Below are 20831 nucleotides of genomic sequence, written 5' to 3' on the forward strand. Positions count from 1 at the left end.
GTTGGCTGAACGATGGTGGCCCAACCGCTAAATTTCCTAAAATTCAGCGGATAATTTTGTACGTTAGCCCGATACTTTCCACCCGATGAACCGAAACCTGACGTCCTACATCGACCTGCTGACTCCCTATATTCCAACTGATTTAATTTCGGAAACGTACCTTAACCGTATCCGGCTGATCGGTCGGCAATTGCCCGCACTCTCGTTCGGCTGTTTCGAGTGCTGGCTGGCCTCCAGCGAACCACGCGTCGATTTTAACATTGGGATAACGGGCAGGCTAAACGAACCGAAAACAATCCTGCACTGGTTGGAGCGGCTCCCTGAGCCTGGTGGTGAGCAGCATAGGGCAGTCTTGAAAAAGCTGCGAACCATCTGCAGCGCCTGGAGCGATAGCCGTTCCTTTCTTGAGTCTCAAATCAGAATAGTATGGCTGGTCTATGATATTCCCGACCCAATCGGCACAACTCCGGTTCCCTGGCTATACACGCATTTCCGCGAGAACGTATTTCTGAGCGATGCGGTGGTGCGGCCGGATATTCTTCTTCACACGCTCACGCTGTTAGACAGTCACTATTCCACTGAGGAACGGGAATCTTTTCGGGTCTTTATTCAGACCATTTCTCCGGCGGTTCAAATCAGCGCTATAGGAACGCCAACAGGACGGGGCGGTAAGCTGCTTCGGCTTTATTTACTAACGAAAACCTATGCCGACTTGCTGCGTGTTTTAACCGACCAGCAATGGCCGGGTGATGTAAACGAGCTACACCAGCAGATGAGCCACCTGGTTGGCCATTGCGACTTTTATGCGTTATTGATCGACCTAAACCCAGGCATACAGCCAAAAATTGGCATCGAATGTTGGTTTAATGAAACCGACACGCAAACTAAATTAATGAATTTTACGAACTACCTGGTGGAAGATGGGCTGTGTTCGGCACAAAAACGAGCAGCGCTTCTGACCTGGAACGGCAGGTTTGAAACGGAAACCAGCCCAATGCTTTGGTCATGGCCCGACCATCTGCTCCCGGCAACTACCCGCGCATTCCAACGCGTGGTTATCAGGCGCATGGCTCACTATGTTAAATTCATATACGAGCCAGGCAAGCCGTTGGTAGCCAAAGGGTATCTCTACTTTGATCGGTTGCTAAACAGCCATTGAGAACAGCGCAAAAGCAACTTAGCGCGAATAGGGGAGACTAATGGTAAACTCAGCGTAACTACCCGCTTCGGTTCGCACGGCTACCTCGCCACCATGCCCTTTTGTAATAATATCGTAGATTAAAAACAGCCCAAGACCCGTGCCCTGGCCCGCAGGCTTAGTGGTGAAAAAAGGCTGGTATATTTTACTTAAAATGTCAGCGGGTATCCCCGTTCCGTTGTCTTTTATCTGAAGTTTAACCGTTCCGTTGTCCAGGTGTGTACTCACCCATATCTGCGGTTGATAGCCATTCTTCTGTTGCTGCGTTTTTTCGTTGACGGCGTAGAAAGCGTTGGTATACAAGTTAAGTAATACCTGACCGATCTCCTGCGGTACGACCTCAATCTTATTTAGCTCTGGCGTGAATTTGGTGATTAGTTCGGCGTTAAACAAGTGATTTTTAGCCTTTTGGCCTTGATAGGCAACGTTTAAATACTCCTCTGCCAATGCATTGAGGTCGGTAAGCCGCTTTTCGCCGGTTCCCGTGCGGCTATGTTCCAGCATCCCCTTCACGATGGCGTCGGCCCGATAGCCGTGTGCCGTAATCCGCTTCATATTTCCCTTCAAATCTTCCAGGATAAACCCCGCTTCAGCGATATCCCCCTTCGTCAGCTCGTGCTGAATTTCTTCGATTAACTCAGTGCTGACTTCGGAGAAATTATTGACAAAGTTCAGTGGATTCTGAATCTCATGGGCAACGCCCGCCGTCAGTTCGCCCAGCGAAGCCATTTTCTCGCGCATAATGAGCTGGTCCTGGGTAGCGCGGAGCTGGCTAAGCGATTGGTTCAGTTCAAGCGTGCGCTCCTGTACTTTTTGCTCCAGTTCCTGATTTAAGGTTGTCTGAAGCTGGTGATGCTCCTCAAGCTGACGAATAATGCGCGCCTGCTTTTCTTCGTTTTCCCGGCGAAGCACATTTATCATGTTCGCCAGTGCAAAGGCTAATAAAATGACTTCTATTGTTGAGCCGGTGGGAAGGGCATATTTAAAGGTAAAATCATTCTTGGGCAGAATACCCATCAGCGAAAATATGATGCAAAGGATTCCTAAAAACATGAACGAAAACCCAATCGAAAAAAACAGTGCCGACGGATAGCGATCTCTGATGCTACGTATGCCTATGTAGATAACGCACGGGAATGTGGCTAACCCCAATAACTCAGTGATGGCAAAACCTATATCGAAATTAATATAGTTTACTATGCCTGAGACGATATAGGCAATAATTTGGGCATTTAAAATTTTATTCCAGATGGGATATCGCTCTTTGACGTTCAGGAAATTTTGAACGAATAATGTATAAACAATGCCTAACAGGTTTGACGCAACAACGTCGAAAAGCGAATACCAAACTGGCAGGGAGTCAATAAAGCTGAAAATTGAAATAATAAATCCAGAATTGCCCGCCGTAAAGAATAAGGCAAATAATAAAACCAGTAGGTAATACGAATAACTTTTTAAACGTGTCGAGATAAAAATAAATGTGTTATAAATAAACATAACCAGAAAAATTCCCAGGAAAGTGAATATGATCTGCCCGGAAAAAGCATCATTTGCATCACTTACCGCTCTGGAAGTTATCGTAAAATTCAGGTTTTTGGGAATCTTTTCAGCATCGAAACGCGATTCCAGCCGAACAAAACAGTCTTGTGTTTGGCCAGACTTTAAGGCCAATTTAATGTAGCATTTATTGGCGTGAGGATAGTCTCTTTTCGAGTAAGGATAAAGATAACCGGTTTTCTTCGGTATAGAGTAATTATTGGCCTGGCCGTAGAAGTCGACAAAAGCCCAGTTTTCAAAATCAATTATCCATTCTGTATCAAATTCCCGATTGTTTTTAACCGAAAATTTAAGCCAGTAAACTTGTATATGATCATTCCAGGTGGTGCTGTCAGCCAGGCGAAACTGGCGGTCGATACCCGGTTTGGTAACCTCTGTAATGCTTAATTTTTTTGAGCTGTCCTCCAGAAATAAAAAACCAGAAGATACATTTAGTGTCTGATCGCTTTTTAATATGATTGATTGTGCGTATAAAGTAATAGGCAGAACCGTAAATGAAAATAGCAGGATGTGGATATAGCGCATAGTGATAAAATAGGAATTGAATTAAAGCAGCATCCGTTGCTAATTCGTTGCTGAGCAGGTTATTGATGAACCCATAGGCCTGTCAGCATGACGGGTGAGGCACTACGCTGTGGTTGCACTGTCCTCCTACAGGACATCAGTATGCATACCGGGTTTGCCTAAAACGTAACGTTACCGTTAACGTGCCGTGTGGCCGCTTACAGCTATAATGCTGACTTCAACCACCGTTCGCTCAATTACAAGGATTCTCCCAATACAGGCAGGAACTATCAATGACTAAAGTAAGGAAAAAAGAATATATTTGGTCATCAACGTTCATTTATTACGTTGAACTGCCTCCGCGAGTAGAAAATGGAGAGACCTTTCCCTTTATAGTGACCAACGGATAAAGAAGGGGTAACCTGTTTTTAAACGTCTTGCTTTCCATAATGAATTAACCACTTAATTTTAGCCAAACCATGAAATCATCAGAAACATTGAAAGATGCGCTTACCCGGGTAGGTGATGCTGAATACATTCCTTTATTATCTGCGGAGGCCCAGAAACTGACCAAGGCCAAAATCACCGATTTTATGAATAGTAAATCGACTCATACCGTTAGCATGGATACGGTTAAATCGCTGCGAAAGTTTGCCAAGCAGCGCATGCGTGATGGAAAAAGTATTTTTCCATACGAAAAGATGGAAGGTATTGAGCATAATGATGCCGACGATCATATGGGCGGAGGTACCTGGTGATTGTCGTTTTTTGCCCTTATCAACGCCTATAGGCGGGTATTGACAAGGGCAAAAAATTGGTACTTCGTGCATCCGATCACTACTGGTGATTCACCAAAATAGATGCTATGGTTCCTGTCGATTCTCTGCATTCTATTGCCCTGGTTGTCAGCTACAATAGCCTCAACAGAATCAATAGAAGCTAACGTGGACGAGTCGTAGTTTCTCACTACCTGAACGCACTGTAGGCCGACTAAAATTAAGGGAAAGAACAGGTTTAGGATTAACGTTGATTCATGGCTTTGACCTGTCTCTGCGCGGAGAAAATGGAACTCCCTTTTCCTTATAAACTACCTTAAAATAATTTTTCAAATGCCCTGAAAATACCCCTAACCGACCCGTCGGTTAGGGGTATTTTCAGGCAGTCTCTTCGAGTAGCTAAATTGTCAGGCTATTCCAGCCTGTTTTAAACGTCTTGCTTTCCATAATGAATTAACCACTTAATTTTAGCCAAACCATGAAATCATCAGAAACATTGAAAGATGCGCTTACCCGGGTAGGTGATGCTCAGTATGTTCCTTTATTATCTGCGGAAGCGCAGGCAATGACTAAGGCCAAAATCACCGATTTTATGAATAGCAAAGCGACTCATACTGTCAGTCTGGCCACAGTTCAATCGCTGCGAAAATTTGCCAAGCAACGCATGCGTGATGGAAAAAGTATTTTTCCATACGAAAAGATGGAAGGTATTGAAAATAATGACGCCGACGACCATATGGGCGGGGGAGTCTGGTGATCGGCTGCTACTCTAACCATTTCTACCACTGAGACGACTGTTAACTTTTGGCCGGGTAATTATCTTGTTCGCAACACAGAAGACAACGATAATCACCTGGCTAAAAATTGATAGTTGCCTCGCTTAACGGATTATATATGGCTACAACTACTAAAAAAAAAGTGGCGCTTACTTTTGCAATGGAACCACAGTTGGGCCACGCTATGTGCTGGGCAGCGGTAGGGGCGAGTTGTGCGCTTTTCTATGACCCAACCAGTGGATGGACGCAATGTAAACTGGCAAGTGCATCCATTACGCCTTCTCCGGGTGATTGCTGTGCTAACCCTGAAAACTCACCCTGCGATATTACCTGGTATCTTCAAAATAAAGAAGATATAGGCTCGTTTGTGACCGCTAAAATTGCCCATAATTTTCATAAAGGATTTATCCCGTTTTCTCAATTAATGAATGAACTGGATCAGGGTCGCGTGGTGGCTTATTTGCTGGAAATGGATATTGACGGGGAGATAGCGAACATGACTAAATTTTCTCATTTTATGGTTATTGCCGGTTATGAATCTACGGATACTGAGCAGAATGTTATCATCTATGATTCCTATTTTGGGAAATCGGAAATGGCGTATAAAGAGTTTGTAACAAATTATAAATGCCAGGGCGATTCCGTTGACGGGCATAAGATAACCCGTAGTTTAGTGGAATATACTTTTTTCTCAATCCCCGCTAAAAAATCCTGACCCATGCCAATCCGTCATGTTGATGCTCCCCAGGAGTCTGTGAACGAATTCAAAAGCTGGCTTGCCAAACGCAAACCCAATACGCGCTTGTTAACTAACAGAAGATTTTTACCCCATAGAATCTTTCATGTCAAACTAAGCGACATTGTTTCCGGCCAGGGATTTGCTAATGCGTGGGTGGTAGCGTGGCGGCATCTGCATACGGATAAGCAGGGCAGCACGGCTGTAGAAACCAAAGTCGATGAGCACGGAAAGTACCTGTTTCATGAGGCTCACTCCGGCCCTATGGTCGATGAGCACAAGGACTTATTTGCTAACTTAACGAACCGGGAAGAACTGCAGCATGAGGAGTATGAGCACGCGTCCCTGCGGCTGTTTGCCCTCAAGATTACCGCCGTCTGGCTGCGGGCCGCCGATCGGAAAAACGATTACTTTATTGCGCTCCCGCCCTACTTCTATGGGTTGCAGGCGGGTAAGTTATATCCGTCTGACGAATTCATAAAGATTACTCAGAACGCCATCCGCAAGCTTAGCGACAAGAGCAAAGCCCAAACCGAGCCTATGCGGGGTGGCTGATACATGACGTCCACAACCGTTCGATTGTGTCGAAAACGACAGCATATTCCCGGGGCGTAAGAAAGGCCCCCAGGCCAACGATCATGGCTATCTGGAAAAAGCCTATCCGTAGAAAGTACCAGAGTCCCAGATGAAACAGGATGCCCAGTGCCAGAACAGGTAACCTGAATTCCTCAATCCAGATCAGCGTAAAGAGCGTCGTTTCAATAACTAATGTGCCATAGGTGGTGGCTCGGTAAAACCACCGGTGATTCAGCACAGAAGGCACCTCCCGTCGATTCCATATCCGAACATTCAGAACCAGTTGGGTAGCCGTTCCATCGAGCCAGCGGTCGCCGTGCAGCTTAAAAAAGACGTTTTTCAGGTAGATGTTCGCCATAAACAGACGAATCATCAGCAGCGTCCAGGAGTAACCGAGTGCTTCGGGATGGAGTAGATACGGAAAATCGGGAAGGGATAGCTGTGTGGCTGAAGGCGCAAAAATCAGAAAGAGGCAGAAATAGCGATAGATCGAGTCACCGGAGCTTAACACATACAGATTGCGGTTATGAATCGAAACAAGTGTAATGAAACAGACGAGGGCAGCAAGCTGAGGCAGAACGCCGAGGGTAAGACAAACTCCTGCTATTGCCTGAATCAGGAAAATCCGTTCGACAGACCGGTTTGTGGCGGGCATGTAGTTGAGGAGCGAGAAACGCAGCGGTCGTAGATTTTTGGTATAATCCTCGTACCCAAACCAGCCATCGGGCGATAGAAGTGTTTTGTAGATACTCAGCCAGTTTCGGGTTTCTGTCAGCACCAGGATGCCCGTCAGCAGACGAAAGACACAAATCGTTAAGGTCGGCTGTTCACTGAATAAGGCCGTATCCCAACGTGTCAGCAAATCATCTATAGGTACGAATAAAAGAGTCATAAGGCTGGTTTAAGGGGCTGTTCTACCACGTCGTAGGTATAAACATGACGGCTGAGCCAGGGAAGCAGCAGGAAGGATCCCGTAGGAGCTGGCTCGTAATACTGGATAATATGGACCCTGATAGGCTCGCTTTCTGCCGTATGACGCTTATAAAATTCCCTGGTAATGTATTTGCAGATGGCTTCTTTAGGAATAGGATCTTTTTGCGATAACAACTGATTGTGCATCTTAATAAACCGGAAATGAGGGGTGGCCTGATAGTCGTCTCGAATCGTATATTCCGGCAGTTTCCAGGCCAGGAAAGTGCCGTCTGCCAACTCGATCTCAAACCCGATCAAAAAATTCTTCGACACGGGACGGGGCGCAAACAAGGCCCAGTAATTATCGAGACCCGCCCAGCAGATATATTTCCCCAGTTTCCGGTGCAAAACCTCGCGAAAGAAATAACCTTCGGGAAGGCACCAAAATAACAACAGAATACACAGTAGACTGACAAAAATGCTGGCCAGAATTTTTTGAGAAAGTATAAGCCATTCCATAGTTAGGAAATTAGCAGCCGTAACGTCAGTTAATTACGCAAATCTAACGATAATGTGAATTAGGAGAAATCGGGTTAATGACTATCCATTAGATATTCTCAGCAGTAACAATTATTCGACTATTGACTGGCCCTCTACCGATACTACGGAACATTGCTGCTTAAACTACAGTTCTATCTTTAGACTCTATCTAAAGGAAACGACGAATGTCTGTACTGCTACGGTCTACATGCGCCATTGCCTGATGCACACAAAGACAACACGACGACAAATTGCCCGCTTTCTGCTGGTGTTTTGGGGGCTAATCTGCCTGAGTAACATCGTGTTTCGCCACGCCCACCGCCTGCCCAACGGGCGTATTGTGAGCCATACGCATTTTTACACCGAGTTTGGCAGCAAGTGCCCATTTCCAAATCATCAGCACACGTTATCGGAACTGACCTGGTTAGACTGCATCGGCAACCCTGCTTTTGATGCGCCACTGCCCGATGTTGTCTGCCCTTCCGCTGCGGTTTTGCTGGCGCCCCGGCTTGCCTACAGTTACGTCGAAATGGAAGGCGGGCAACGCTTTATGTTTCACTTCCTGCGCGGGCCCCCAGCCCGATTGGCTAATTTACCACTGCCTGTTCTACGCGTTTAGTGGCCGGTTGCACCTGTTGCAAACCGGTTTTGGCGTATGACGACAGTAGGCTATTCCTCGTTTACTCAACCAACCTGTCTCTGTCTACATGAAACTATATATCCTTCTATTGATCGCTGTGCTGACCACCCTTGCTCACGTACATGCCCAGACCGGTTCGATTTCGGGCATAGTCCGCTCGGATGGCAAACCCCATGAATTTGCTTCGGTTGCCTTGTCCAAAACGCGCTTTGGCACCCAAACTGATTCTGTTGGCCGTTTTGTCCTTACGGGCATACCGGCCGGGCGATACGAACTGCTGGCCTCGTCGGTCGGTTATGCGCCTGCTAAACGCATTGTCACCCTGCGCGATGGGCAGTCGCTTTCGCTCGATCTGGCCCTGACATCCACCGCCAATTCCCTTGAGGAGGTCGTGGTTACGGGAACCATGAAAGAAGTTTCCAAACTGGAAAGCGCCGTTCCGGTCGATATTATCACGCCCAAATTCATCTATAAAAACCCCGTACCCAGCATTTTCGAAGGGCTGTCCTACGTTAACGGCGTTCGGCCCCAACTTAACTGCAACGTTTGCAACACCGGAGATATCCACATTAACGGGCTGGAAGGCCCCTATACGATGGTGCTCATCGACGGTACGCCGATTGTGAGCGGGCTGTCGACGGTGTATGGGCTGACGGGTATTCCCAACAGCCTTATCGAGCGGGTGGAGATTGTGAAAGGCCCGGCTTCAACGCTCTACGGCTCCGAAGCGGTGGGAGGTCTCATCAACATCATTACCAAAAACCCCAGCAAAGCCCCCCGGCTCTCGGCAGATGTATTTGCTACGGACTGGGGCGAAGTGAATGCTGACCTGGGTATTCGGGTGCGGGCCGGGAATAAGGCCAATGCGCTGGTAGGCATCAATTATTATAATTTCCAGAACCCAATTGACCGCAATGGCGACGGGTTCACCGATTTGACCTTACAACACCGCATCTCCCTGTTCAACAAGTGGTCGTTCAACCGGCGCGAGAACCGGCAGGCATCCATTTCGGCGCGTTATTTCTACGAAGATCGCTGGGGTGGCCAAACGAACTGGACGGCTGCCGAGCGCGGCCGCGACCGGGTGTATGGCGAGAGTATTTATACCAAGCGACTGGAGTTGCTGGGAACGTACCAGTTACCCACAACCGAAAAGATAACCCTGCAATACTCGATCAATACCCACAACCAGGACTCATATTATGGCACTACGTCCTACATGGCCGACCAGAACATCGCCTTCGCGCAATTGCTGTGGGACAAACAGGCCGGGCACCACAGTCTGCTGTTTGGTGCGCCCTTCCGCTATACCTACTACAACGACAACACAAGCGCCACGGCCACTATCGAGGGGATGGACAAACCCGACCGAACGGCGTTGCCGGGGGTATTCGTGCAGGATGAAATCAATGTTGGCCCCAGTAAACTGCTGCTGGGTATCCGCTATGACTACAACTCCCGGCACGGCAGCATCTTTACGCCCCGCATGGCTTACAAACTGGCGCTGAACCAGACTGATGCGTTCAGGATCAATATCGGGCGGGGATATCGAGTCGTCAATCTGTTCACCGAAGATCACGCGGCCCTGACCGGGGCGCGGGAAGTAGTTATTCGGGAAGCCCTAAAGCCCGAACAAAGCTGGAATGTCAATCTTAATCTGGTTAAGAAAATCGTAACGGGCAACTCCTTCGTGGGATTCGATGCCCAACTATTCTATACGTATTTCTCCAACCGCATTCTTCCCGACTACGACACCGACCCCAATAAGATTATCTACGACAACCTGGCGGGCTACGCCTTCTCGCGCGGAGCAAGCCTGAACCTGGACTTTAACTTTTCGGTGCCGCTGAAGATCATTACCGGCGCTACCTACACCGATAACCGGCAGGTCGAAAATGGCGTTAGCATCCGGCCTGTTCTCACCGAACGGTTTATGGCTGTCTGGACAATCTCGTATGAGTTTGCCAAAGCTGGCTTATCGGTCGATTATACGGGCAACTTCTATGGGCCAATGCGCCTGCCGATATTAGGCGAGTCGGACCCCCGTGCTGAGTACTCGTCAACATATTCATTACAGAATATTCAACTGACAAAGAAGTTTCATAATGGCATGGAAGTGTATGGTGGGGTGAAAAACCTCCTTAACTTTCGCCCCCCGGCCAACTCCATTACCCGCCCCTTCGATCCGTTCGACAAACAGGTGAAATTCGATGCTGGCGGACAGGTTTTGGCTACGCCCGACAACCCAAACCGGCTAACGTTCGACCCCAGTTACGTGTATGCACCTAACCAGGGAATTCGGGCCTTTTTTGGCTTGCGGTACACGCTGCTTTAAAAATAGACCGCACCTGAACGTGGTGAAGTAGATTATCTTATCGTAGTATGACCCCACAGGGACGGTCCGCCGTTGCGGTCAGATGTTTATAGAAAATTAATCTCGCTATAAATAACTGACCGCAACGGCGGACCGTCCCTGTGGGGGTACACCATTGCTACCTAATGCTGGCACTTAGGCCTGGGCTTTCTTCATGCAGCAGGCATGGGTGCCTTTTTCGCATTTGGCTGATTTAGCCTTTTTGGCCTTCTTTTCAGTGCGAACCTCGCCAGCAAAAGTAACCGTTGTGAGGGTGGTCAGCAGAGCCAGACCGAGCAGGGCTTTTTTCATGGTACGTGCAGTTGTTAGAGTTCGTAACGCATTAACGCGCTTCACCCGAATTTATGCAAAAACTGCGCCAGTCGTTTTAAACGCAGGGAGCAAGGGGCAGGGAGCGCAGCGTAAAATGGATAACCTACTCCCTGCTCCTCGCCCCCTGCGTTTGCCCCTCAATGTCAAACGAGTAGGTAATCTCAGCCGACGAACGAAACTGGGCAGTAGCCGAGCAATATTTATCCATCGAGAGGTCGATGGCCCGCTTCACTTTACTACTGTCTAAAGAACCTTTGAGCAGATAGGTAATGTGAATTTTTTTGAACGGCGCGGGCATGGCCCCTTTCTCGCGCAGACCGTCGACTTTCAGCCGGAAATCGTCAATCACCTGCTTTTGTTTTTGAAGAATAAGAATAATGTCGATGGCCGTACAACCCGCCAGGCCCATCAGCAACATTTCCATTGGGCGGGCACCGGCGTTATGTCCGCCAATGTCAACGGCTCCGTCAATGTGCTGCACCACCTCCGACTTGCCTATGGCTTCAAAATGAAAGGCGTTATCGACGCGCACAAGGTCAACCTGCATGGTGTTAAATTCCTGAATGGGGGCAACTGGTTGTGTATCAAGCATTGTCTTTTTTGCGTTTATATCAAAGAATTCGTATTTTCACCGCTACCGCGACCCAACTGCGCTAACAAAAATAACCATGTCCGAAAAATTCACCGACGATCTTTTCGATCTTAAAAACGACCGGCGGTTGAGTGTTTACTTATATCGGGCGGGCTTTGGCGCCTGGCTGCTGTACATTTTATCGGGCGCGCGGTTTATGCAGTCAGTGCGTATGTATCGAACAGATTTCGGTGTATTCTCGTTCTTTTTGATGGTCCTGGGGCTTTCAGCCTCCATGATTTATGATTACTACCATCATCCCGCCGAGTTTGCTCATAAGCGCAAGTGGCTGGCATTCAGCTATTTAGTATTAGCGGGACTAATCTACTTCTTTATTCTTCACAACGATCCCATTGCGCTCGAACAGTTACTCGGGCAGGGCTTGTTCTGATTGTTTTTTTTTCGACGTTCATTCCTTCTCGCCAACCTAACAGGCAGCAATGGAGGCTGATTTTCGCAGATTCTTTTTTCTGTGGATATCAGCCTCCATTGCTGCCTGTTAGGTTGGCGAGAAAAAAACCTTTTCGTCAATTCATACAGTAACGTCCTGTCTTCTCTTTCTTTCCCCTTCAGAATGACTTTCCCGTAGAGTATTATCCGACGACTAAACCCGTAGCCTTTCCTTATCAATGCAGATTGACAACGCCCTACAACCCGCCGACCTCACCACAAAACTTGCCCGGTTCTGGGAATTATCCGGCCAGAAAATCCGACTCATCGACACCGAATACGACGTAACCAACGGGTCGCCTGTTTTTACCGTTGCCGGAAAATACTCGACACGCGGCTGGACCGAGTGGACGCAGGGATTCCAGTTCGGGTCGGCCATTTTGCAGTTCGATGCGACCAATGAGAATGACTTTCTGGAACTGGGGCGCCAGAAAACGCTGGCCGTTATGGCGCCCCACATCAGCCATGTCGGCGTGCATGATCATGGCTTTAACAACGTCAGCACCTACGGCAACCTGCTCCGGCTCATGCGCGAAGGCCGCATCCCCGACAATGAGTGGGAACGGAATTTCTACGAACTCGCGCTGAAAATATCCGGCGCTGTGCAGGCCAGCCGCTGGACGACCATCAAAACTGGAGGGTTCATCAGTTCATTCAACGGGCCGCATTCGTTATTTGTCGATACCATTCGCTCATGCCGGGCGTTGGTGCTGAGCCACGCACTGGGGCATGTGTTTCAGGGGGAGGGCGACGTAAAAATCAATTTGCTGGAACGTGCCCTGCAACACATCAGAGCCACTGCCAATTATTCGGTGTTTTACGGCGAAGGCCGCGATGCGTATGATCGCTGGGGCCGCACGGCGCACGAAAGCGTTTTCAATGTGAAAGACGGTAATTTTCGGTGCCCCAATTCGCAGCAGGGCTATTCGGGCTTCACGACCTGGACGCGCGGCCTGGCCTGGGCCATGTGTGGCTTTGCCGAACAACTCGAATGGCTTGCCACACGTGAGGAGGCCGAACTCGAACCTTTTGGCGGTAGGGCGAGCATCGAAGCCTTCATGCTGAAAGCGGCCACCGCTACCTGCGATTTTTACATCGACAACACGCCCACAGACGGCATTCCGTACTGGGACACAGGCGCGCCCACGCTCCACCGCTTAGGCGACTACCTCAACCGAATCGCTGACCCCTACAATGCGTATGAGCCGGTTGATAGTTCGGCTGCGGCCATTGGTGCACAGGGGCTGCTGCGCTTAGGGAAATACCTGACTGACGAAGGCAATGAGGAGGCCGGGAAGCGGTATTGGCAGGCAGGGTTAACTGTGCTCAATACCTTGTTCGAGGAACCGTATCTGAGCACGAATCCAGCGCATCAGGGCCTGCTGTTGCACTCCATTTACCACCAGCCCAACGGGTGGGATTATGTGCCAGCGGGTAGTGCCATTGCCAACGGCGAATCGAGTATGTGGGGTGATTATCATATTCGTGAAGTGGCACTTTATGTACAGCGAATCATTCGTTCTGAGCGCTATTACACTTTTTTCAACCGGATCGCCGGACCGGACCTGCCATGAGCGCGAACCCATTAAGCGACTTAACGAAGTGTTGTATTCATACCATCACGACCAGGCCCTGGCCGATTGAAGAATCCGCCCGTAGGTTTGCCGAAGCCGGTATCGGTGGCATCACCGTCTGGCGTGATGCGCTGGCTGGCCGGGATATTCAGAAAATGGGTCAGTTCCTGCGAGACCTTGATCTGCATGTGGTTTCGCTTTGCCGGGGCGGGTTCTTTCCTCATGCCGAAGCCGGTGGTCGACAAATAGCCATCGATGATAACAAACGGGCCGTCGATGAAGCGGTTGCGTTGGGTGCGCCCCTGATTGTGCTGGTGTGCGGGGCCGTGCCGGGCCAGCCGCTCACCGAATCCCGCAAGCAAATTCAGGATGGAATTGCCGCCGTACTGCCCCACGCTCAGGCTGCCGGAGTGAAACTGGCAATTGAGCCACTGCACCCGATGTATGCTGATAGTCGCTCAGCCATCAGCACATTAAGTCAGGCCAACGACATGGCCGAAGCGCTGAATTCGCCCTGGGTTGGCGTAGCGGTCGATGTGTATCATTTGTGGTGGGACCCCACACTCGAAGCCGAGATTGCCCGGTGCGGTAAAAACGGCCATCTTTCTGCTTTTCACATCTGCGACTGGAAAACCCCGACTACCGATTTCCTCAATGACCGGGGACTCATGGGGGAAGGCTGTATCAACGTTCGGCAAATTCGCGGCTGGGTCGAGAGAGCGGGTTTTACCGGCTTCAACGAAGTCGAGATATTTTCAACCAATTACTGGTCAGCAGATCAGACAGTTTTTCTGGAAAAAATCAAGCAGGGGTATCTGCATCATGCCTAACAAAAAACCGAAAAGTTTTAGAGACCTTTTCGGTTTGACACTCATTCACTCTTTCGCTCTTTATGACGGAACACAAAATTGGCATTATCATGAACGGCGTGACGGGCCGGATGGGTACGAATCAGCACCTGATGCGGTCAATTGTCGATATCATTAAACAGGGTGGGGTAAAACTCGGTCCCGGCGAAACCATCATGCCCGACCCGATTCTGGTGGGCCGCGACCGGAACAAATTAGAAAAACTTTGTCAGCTTTCCGGTGTTCAGAAAATGACAACCGACGTAGACGAAGCCCTCGCCGACCCGCACAACAGCATCTATTTTGATGCCCAAACCACGGGCCGACGGGCCGAAGGTGTTCGCAAAGCTGTGAAAGCCGGTAAGCATGTGTACTGCGAGAAACCTACCGCCGTCAGCGCTGAGGTTGCCCTGGAACTGTATCAGCTTTGTCGGGATGCCGGATTGAAAAATGGGGTCGTGCAGGATAAGCTATGGTTACCTGGTTTGTTGAAACTCAAGCGGTTGATTCAGAACGGTTTCTTTGGTGAAATCCTGTCTGTGCGCGGGGAGTTTGGCTATTGGGTGTTTGAGGGGCACACGATTCCGGCGCAGCGCCCGTCGTGGAATTACCGCAAGGAAGACGACGGGGGTATCATTGTGGATATGCTTTGCCACTGGCGGTATGTGCTCGATAACATTTTTGGCAACGTGAAAGCAGTTTCCTGCCTGGGCGCTACACATATACCCGAACGAATTGACGAGCAGGGCCGTGCATACAAATGCACCGCCGACGATGCCGCCTACGCGACCTTCGAGTTAGCGAACGGCGTTGTCGCTCACTTTAATTCCTCCTGGGCGGTGCGCGTCCGGCGCGACGATTTGCTGACGCTGCAGGTCGATGGCACCAAAGGTTCGGCGGTGGCGGGGCTGCGCGAGTGCTACACGCAGCATTACGGCAACACGCCCAAGCCCGTCTGGAACCCCGACATTCCGCAAACGATTCCGTTTTTTGAGGGCTGGGCCAAAGTGCCGGAGCAGGAACTGTACGAGAATGCCTTTAAAGTACAGTGGGAGTTATTCCTGAAACACGTGGTCGCCGACGAGCCGTTCCCGTGGGATTTGCGCGAGGGAGCCAAGGGCGTTCAATTGGCCGAAAAAGGCCTGGAAAGCTGGGCCAAACGGTGCTGGGTTGATGTGCCGGATTTATAATTATTTCTGGCAAAACCCCAATCGCTGACGGATGAAAAAAGTAGCGTTTATAACGGGCGGGAGCCGGGGCATTGGCTATGGCATTGCCGGGCAGTTAGCCGATGCCGGATTCGACCTCGCCATCAATGGGATACGGCCCGAAGGAGCCGTTGAGGATGCGCTGGATGCGTTGAGAAACCGGGGAAGTGAGGTGATTTATTGTCCCGGCGACATTGCCTCGGCAACCGCCCGCGCCAACATGATGCAAACCATCAGGGCACATTTCGGGCGGTTAAACGTGCTGGTCAACAATGCGGGCGTGGCCCCGAAAGAGCGCCGGGATATTCTGGAAGCGACGGAAGAAAGTTTTCAGTATGTGCTGGCAACGAACCTGCAGGGGGCGTATTTTCTGACGCAGGCCACAGCCAACTGGATGATTGCCCAACGCGCCGAACAGGCCGGTTTCTGGGGATGTATCATAAACGTATCCTCGATTTCGGCGACGGTAGCCTCGGTAAATCGGGGCGAATATTGCGTAGCGAAAGCAGGGTTAAGTATGGCAACGCAACTGTTTGCCGCCCGACTTGGTGAGTACGACATTCCGGTCTATGAAGTGCGGCCGGGCGTTATTAAAACGGATATGACGGCGGGTGTAACTGCCAAATACGACGCCCTCATCGAAGCCGGGCTTTGTGTGCAGAAACGCTGGGGTTTCCCCAACGATGTGGGCCGGGCCGTTGCTTCGCTGGCAAAAGGTGATTTTCCGTATTCGACCGGTCAGGTAATCCTGGTCGATGGGGGACTGACGCTGCCGAGACTTTAACAGTTTACAGTTTTCAGTTTACGGTTTACAGTTGGCTGACGAGCCAGCAGTTCTTGCGTCAGCCAACTGTAAACCGTAAACTGAAAACTGTAAACTCTTTCTAAACCAACTCAATTCCATGAACACCAATCCCATTTCCCGGCGCGATGTCCTGAAGGCAGGCGCCGTCGGTTCGCTGGCCGCCATTGGTCTGCCGACGTACATTCCCGCGCGTGCTTTTGGCGCCAACGACCGCGTTCGGGTGGCCGTTATCGGTATCAACGGCCGCGGTAAAGACCATATTCAGGGGTTTTCAAAACAGAAAGATGTGGAGGTGGCCACGCTCTGCGATGTCGACAGCACGGTCCTGCAAAACGGAGCCGCTGAGTTCGAGAAGAAATACAACAAAAAAGTCCAGACCATCGCCGATCTGCGGCAAGTGTACGACGACAAAAACATCGACGCCGTAAGCATTGCCACACCCAACCACTGGCACGCGCTGGCGGCTATCTGGGCGTGTCAGGCGGGTAAGGACGTGTACGTCGAAAAGCCCGGCGCCCACAATCTCTACGAAGGCCGGAAACTGGTGGAAGCGGCCCATCGCTACAACCGGATTGTGCAGCATGGGGTGCAGTTGCGGAGTTCGGTGGCCATTCAGGAGGCCATCAAACACCTGCGCGATGGCCTCATTGGTAATGTCTACATGGCGCGGGGATTAGTTTATAAATGGCGGCCCGACATCGGCAACAAAGGCACGTCGCCCGTTCCATCCGAGCTAAACTGGAATCAGTGGCAAGGCCCGGCGCAGACGCGGGAGTTCAGCAAAAACTACGTCCACTACAACTGGCACTGGTTCTGGGACTATGGCAACGGCGACATTGGCAACCAGGGCATTCACGAAACCGACCTCTGCATGTGGGGCTTAAACGTGGGCCTGCCCGAAGAAATTACATCGGCAGGGGGCAAGTTTCTCTGGAAAGACTGCAAGGAAACGCCCGAAACACTTACGTCTGTCTATAAATACCCCTCGTCTGGAAAAGTGATTCAGTTTGAGGTGCGCCCCTGGATGACCAATAAAGAAGACGGGGTCGAGATTGGCAACATCTTTTACGGCGACAAGGGCTACATGGTCATCAACGGCTATTCCGATTACAAAACTTTTTTGGGAAAAGAGCGCGCCCCTGGTCCGGCCCGCAATGAAGGGGGCGATCACTACGCCAATTTCATCGAAGCCGTTCGGTCGCGGGACAAATCGAAGCAAAACGGCCCGGTCGAAACGGCGCACCTGTCGTCGGGGATCGCCCATCTGGGCAACATCGCCTATCGCTTAGGCCGCACGTTGCATTTCGACCCGAAGAACGAAGTATTTGTAGGCGATAAGGAAGCGAATCAGATGCTTACCCGCAAATACCGCGCTCCGTTTGTGGTGCCGGAAAAGGTGTAATTCTAAACCTAAAAGGTCTTTATTTTAGACCTTTTAGGTTTTAACCGCACTAATTTTTTTCTCTCCCTCATGAAACCAATCATTACGCCTGAACCCTCGTCCACGAATCGCCCCGTCATCGTTCAACTCCTGCAACTGCCGGTGCTGGTGGCGGCTCTGGGCTACTTAGTCGATATGTATGACCTGTTTCTGTTCAGCGTGGTGCGTATGCCGAGTTTGAAAGCGCTCGGTATCGATGGCGACCGGATGCTCAGCGACGGTCTGCTGCTACTCAACGCGCAGACGGCCGGTTTGCTGATTGGCGGGCTATTCTGGGGTATTTTGGGCGACAAACGAGGGCGGCTTTCGGTCCTGTTCGGCTCTATTCTGCTTTATTCACTGGCAAACATCGCCAACGGGTTTGTTACGTCGCTGAACCAGTATGTCCTGCTTCGGTTTGTGGCCGGGCTGGGGCTGGCGGGTGAATTGGGGGCCGGTATCACCCTCGTAGCGGAGATTCTGCCGAAACAAATCCGTGGATACGGCACCACACTCGTAGCTACCATGGGCGTACTGGGAGCTATTTTGGCGTACTTCATGGCCGACCGGTTCGATTGGCGCATTTCGTACTTCATTGGCGGTGGGCTTGGGTTGCTGCTGCTTCTTTTACGGGTCAATGTACTGGAATCCGGGATGTTCCTCAAATCGAAGAGCCGCGCCCTGACGCGCGGCAGTGTTCTATTGCTGGTTTCCGACAAAACCCGGCTGGCCAAATATGTCCAGTGCATTCTGGTTGGGCTGCCCATCTGGTTTGTGGTGGGTATCCTGATTACCTTCTCCCCCGAACTGGGCAAAGCCCTCGGCCTGAGCGAGCCGATTGTGGCTGGAAAAGCGGTGATGCTGAGCTTTTCGGGACAGGTGCTGGGCGATTTGGTGAGTGGGTTTCTGAGCCAGTCGATGCAAAGCCGCAAGAAAGTTATCCGGCTGTTCATGCTGCTTTCGCTGTCGTTCATGCTGGTTTATTTACTCGCCCCGGTGCATGACACCACCCTCTTTTATGCCGTATGCATCTGTCTTGGTTTCGCCAACGGCTACTGGACGCTGTTTGTGACCATTGCCGCCGAACTGTTTGGCACCAACCTGCGCGCCACCGTTGCCACCACCGTACCAAACTTTGTTCGGGGGGCAACCATTCCCCTAAGTGCCCTTTTCATCCTGCTTAAACCTTCATTAGGAACAGTTTACAGCGCCCTGGCGGTGGGCGTTCTGACGATAACGGTCGCGTTAACAGCCCTGAGTGCTCTGGAAGAAACGTTTACCAAAGAGTTGGATTACGTAGAGGAATAAAGGTGTTGCTTTGGAACTGGTTTTTGGGTCCTGTTTTCTATGCTGTTGAACCCTAAATTGACCAGTCCAACTAATGACCTTTTAGTAAATAAATACTATATAGTAATCGTATTTTTATAGTTATTTACGACCTACTCCTGATAGTAGGTCGCTCTTCTTGTTGGCCGATTTTTCGGCTTCCGCTCTTCAGATGTTGCATGCACTAACTTCTCCCTTTATCACCATGAAAACTTTATTTACCCGCAAAGCCCTCAGTTCCCTTTGCCTGCTGCTACTGGCCGTTTTCCCCTGGGCATGTGCTGATCATAATCTTGATCCTAATGTGCCAAAAGAGGTGACCTGTTCCTGCCAAATTATAGACAACAGTGGTCCTACACCTGTCTTTGATACAAAAAAGATGATGTGCCCCGGTGGTCGATTTACCTGCAAATGTGGTGATCTTGCCTTTAGAGGGGCCATTGTGGAGTTTAAATGTAATTGATTGAACAAAACTACCAGACCACCCAGCTACAAGACAAATGTAAGCCAGGCGGTCTGGTAGTTTAAGTACGGTGACGGTAGGGCTGATGCTTTCTACCCTCGTTTACACCTGGCTGAGCGACGTTCTTTACTTCAATCGGTCCTGTAGTCTGGACGTAAGCTCTTCAATTGACATATCCCTTCCAATAACCGTTTTATGAGCATCTATCAGTAAATTATCTGGTACCCGGTCAACTTTGTAGGCTTCGGTTATTTTGGAAGTTCCTGCCACATCCAGGACCACTACCCACGGCAGATTTTCCTTCGTCAATGCTGCTTTGCCGGATTGCTTCTCAAACTCATGAGAAATGGTAATTATTTCCAACCCAAGCGGGTGATAGGTTTTATATAATTCTCTTAATGCACGATGTCTTCGCTGGCATGATGCCATAAACGTGTTAGAAAAATCTATTAGAATATACTTGTTTTTGAGCTTCGATAAAGTGACAAGGTTCTCTGATAGAGTAGGTAACGTAAAATCAATGGCGCTTCCTCCCACCTGCTTATAGGACAGGTGCTCCCTGATTTTTTTATAGGAAGGGTACGAACTGAATGAAGACAGCTTGTCGAATAGCGTTAACGTTGTTGCATAAGGTAAGCTACTGAAATTAGACGCAAATAAGTGCCAACTGGAGGCCGACAGCGGATTCTCGTCAATCAGTTTGACTACCGTATTCTGATAAACCATGTGTAAAGAATCGGCCGCCTGCTCATATACAGAAAGCGAATCCGTTAAGTTAATAGTTTCCCTAAACTCTACCCTCAATTCAGTTTGTGATTCAATGAGTTGGTTCAGCACACTACGCTGCTGTAGCCACAAATCACTACTTAAAGAACCTGAAATCACGGTTTGAACTGTGGCATAGGGGTCAAAAGCGATATCAATCTGAGGTGAGTCGAGAAGAAAATTAACATCATCTTTATTGCCCTCAATCCAAATGTAGGCCGGGCATGGTTCCGGGATGTTAATTGTAAAGCGGGCGTGTCGATTGACCACAATAGCCGTATCAATCACTGGCAATTGATGTAAGGGACTAACAATCAGCTTAGGGCGTGTTGACATTCAAGCTAACAAAATCAAAGCTGACGCTATGTAAATAAATCCAGCAAAGCTGCTGGCTGTCTTATCGTAGCGAGTAGCCACCCGTCGGTACTGCTTGAGCTTGT

At 49.8% G+C, this 20831-nt stretch carries 21 protein-coding genes and 1 pseudogene; 15 read left to right on the forward strand and 7 right to left on the reverse strand.

Going from position 1 to position 20831, the window contains the following annotated elements; genetic code table 11:
- Positions 1 to 85: 85 nt before the first annotated feature.
- Positions 86 to 1159, forward strand: a complete 1074-nt coding sequence (locus ACYVI1_RS14005) for a hypothetical protein (protein WP_460911142.1) — start codon at positions 86 to 88, stop codon at positions 1157 to 1159.
- An 18-nt stretch (positions 1160 to 1177) separates the two neighbouring features.
- Here ACYVI1_RS14005 and ACYVI1_RS14010 read toward each other — a convergent pair whose 3' ends face one another.
- The gene (locus tag ACYVI1_RS14010) at positions 1178 to 3280 is read right to left on the reverse strand and encodes a sensor histidine kinase (RefSeq protein WP_460911144.1); all 2103 of its coding nucleotides are present in this window, start codon (positions 3278 to 3280) and stop codon (positions 1178 to 1180) included.
- Positions 3281 to 3738: 458 nt separating this feature from the next.
- Between ACYVI1_RS14010 and ACYVI1_RS14015 the strand changes: the two genes are divergently transcribed.
- From ACYVI1_RS14015 to ACYVI1_RS14030, 4 genes are all read left to right on the forward strand, one after another.
- Positions 3739 to 4017, forward strand: coding sequence for a hypothetical protein (locus ACYVI1_RS14015; RefSeq protein ID WP_460911146.1), 279 nt, complete (start codon positions 3739 to 3741; stop codon positions 4015 to 4017).
- Positions 4018 to 4513: 496 nt separating this feature from the next.
- On the forward strand, positions 4514 to 4792 hold the full coding sequence (locus ACYVI1_RS14020; RefSeq protein WP_460911148.1) for a hypothetical protein: 279 nt from the start codon (positions 4514 to 4516) through the stop codon (positions 4790 to 4792).
- Between the two features lie 137 nt (positions 4793 to 4929).
- A complete protein-coding gene (locus tag ACYVI1_RS14025) occupies positions 4930 to 5526 on the forward strand; it encodes a C39 family peptidase (RefSeq protein WP_460911150.1) in 597 nt (198 codons plus the stop codon).
- A gap of 3 nt (positions 5527 to 5529) precedes the next feature.
- Positions 5530 to 6102: a hypothetical protein gene (locus ACYVI1_RS14030; protein WP_460911152.1), complete on the forward strand. Its 573-nt coding sequence runs from the start codon at positions 5530 to 5532 to the stop codon at positions 6100 to 6102.
- On the opposite strand, the gene ACYVI1_RS14035 is transcribed toward ACYVI1_RS14030, so the two are convergent.
- Together ACYVI1_RS14035 and ACYVI1_RS14040 are read right to left on the reverse strand one after the other, a co-directional pair.
- Complete coding sequence (locus ACYVI1_RS14035) at positions 6086 to 7015, reverse strand: HTTM domain-containing protein (RefSeq protein WP_460911154.1); 930 nt, start codon at positions 7013 to 7015, stop codon at positions 6086 to 6088. The genes ACYVI1_RS14030 and ACYVI1_RS14035 overlap by 17 nt on opposite strands.
- A complete protein-coding gene (locus ACYVI1_RS14040) occupies positions 7012 to 7554 on the reverse strand; it encodes a hypothetical protein (protein ID WP_460911156.1) in 543 nt (180 codons plus the stop codon). The genes ACYVI1_RS14035 and ACYVI1_RS14040 overlap by 4 nt, the downstream gene beginning before the upstream one ends.
- Positions 7555 to 7798: 244 nt before the next feature.
- Here ACYVI1_RS14040 and ACYVI1_RS14045 point away from each other — a divergent pair, with 244 nt between their 5' ends.
- Entirely contained in the window at positions 7799 to 8194 is a 396-nt protein-coding gene (locus tag ACYVI1_RS14045) for a hypothetical protein (protein ID WP_460911158.1), read from the forward strand.
- A gap of 88 nt (positions 8195 to 8282) precedes the next feature.
- On the forward strand, positions 8283 to 10550 hold the full coding sequence (locus ACYVI1_RS14050) for a TonB-dependent receptor (protein WP_460911160.1): 2268 nt from the start codon (positions 8283 to 8285) through the stop codon (positions 10548 to 10550).
- A gap of 174 nt (positions 10551 to 10724) precedes the next feature.
- Here ACYVI1_RS14050 and ACYVI1_RS14055 read toward each other — a convergent pair whose 3' ends face one another.
- Positions 10725 to 10880: a hypothetical protein gene (locus ACYVI1_RS14055; protein ID WP_460911162.1), complete on the reverse strand. Its 156-nt coding sequence runs from the start codon at positions 10878 to 10880 to the stop codon at positions 10725 to 10727.
- Positions 10881 to 11004: 124 nt separating this feature from the next.
- On the reverse strand, positions 11005 to 11493 hold the full coding sequence (locus ACYVI1_RS14060) for an OsmC family protein (RefSeq protein WP_460911164.1): 489 nt from the start codon (positions 11491 to 11493) through the stop codon (positions 11005 to 11007).
- A gap of 76 nt (positions 11494 to 11569) precedes the next feature.
- On the opposite strand from ACYVI1_RS14060, the gene ACYVI1_RS14065 reads away from it, so the two are divergent.
- The 8 genes from ACYVI1_RS14065 (at position 11570) to ACYVI1_RS14100 (ending at position 19626) form a co-directional block, all read left to right on the forward strand.
- The gene (locus ACYVI1_RS14065) at positions 11570 to 11923 is read left to right on the forward strand and encodes a hypothetical protein (protein WP_460911166.1); all 354 of its coding nucleotides are present in this window, start codon (positions 11570 to 11572) and stop codon (positions 11921 to 11923) included.
- Between the two features lie 238 nt (positions 11924 to 12161).
- The gene (locus tag ACYVI1_RS14070; protein ID WP_460911167.1) at positions 12162 to 13556 is read left to right on the forward strand and encodes a glycosyl hydrolase; all 1395 of its coding nucleotides are present in this window, start codon (positions 12162 to 12164) and stop codon (positions 13554 to 13556) included.
- The gene (locus ACYVI1_RS14075; RefSeq protein WP_460911169.1) at positions 13553 to 14386 is read left to right on the forward strand and encodes a sugar phosphate isomerase/epimerase family protein; all 834 of its coding nucleotides are present in this window, start codon (positions 13553 to 13555) and stop codon (positions 14384 to 14386) included. The genes ACYVI1_RS14070 and ACYVI1_RS14075 overlap by 4 nt, the downstream gene beginning before the upstream one ends.
- 62 nt (positions 14387 to 14448) lie before the next feature.
- On the forward strand, positions 14449 to 15594 hold the full coding sequence (locus tag ACYVI1_RS14080; protein WP_460911171.1) for a Gfo/Idh/MocA family protein: 1146 nt from the start codon (positions 14449 to 14451) through the stop codon (positions 15592 to 15594).
- Positions 15595 to 15625: 31 nt separating this feature from the next.
- The gene (locus ACYVI1_RS14085; RefSeq protein ID WP_460911173.1) at positions 15626 to 16396 is read left to right on the forward strand and encodes a 3-ketoacyl-ACP reductase; all 771 of its coding nucleotides are present in this window, start codon (positions 15626 to 15628) and stop codon (positions 16394 to 16396) included.
- 118 nt (positions 16397 to 16514) lie between these two features.
- Positions 16515 to 17819 carry a Gfo/Idh/MocA family oxidoreductase gene (locus ACYVI1_RS14090; RefSeq protein ID WP_460911175.1) on the forward strand — a complete coding sequence of 435 codons (1305 nt, stop codon included), beginning with the start codon at positions 16515 to 16517 and terminating at the stop codon, positions 17817 to 17819.
- Positions 17820 to 17888: 69 nt separating this feature from the next.
- The gene (locus tag ACYVI1_RS14095) at positions 17889 to 19145 is read left to right on the forward strand and encodes an MFS transporter (protein WP_460911177.1); all 1257 of its coding nucleotides are present in this window, start codon (positions 17889 to 17891) and stop codon (positions 19143 to 19145) included.
- A 223-nt stretch (positions 19146 to 19368) separates the two neighbouring features.
- Positions 19369 to 19626, forward strand: a complete 258-nt coding sequence (locus tag ACYVI1_RS14100) for a hypothetical protein (RefSeq protein ID WP_460911179.1) — start codon at positions 19369 to 19371, stop codon at positions 19624 to 19626.
- A gap of 126 nt (positions 19627 to 19752) precedes the next feature.
- Here the strand turns inward: ACYVI1_RS14100 and ACYVI1_RS14105 are convergent, their stop codons facing one another.
- Both ACYVI1_RS14105 and ACYVI1_RS14110 read right to left on the reverse strand, forming a co-directional pair.
- Positions 19753 to 20727 carry a redoxin domain-containing protein gene (locus tag ACYVI1_RS14105; protein ID WP_460911180.1) on the reverse strand — a complete coding sequence of 325 codons (975 nt, stop codon included), beginning with the start codon at positions 20725 to 20727 and terminating at the stop codon, positions 19753 to 19755.
- Positions 20728 to 20831, reverse strand: a pseudogene (locus ACYVI1_RS14110) (IS5/IS1182 family transposase); the annotation flags it as partial.

It is taken from the genome of Spirosoma areae, from assembly GCF_054781775.1.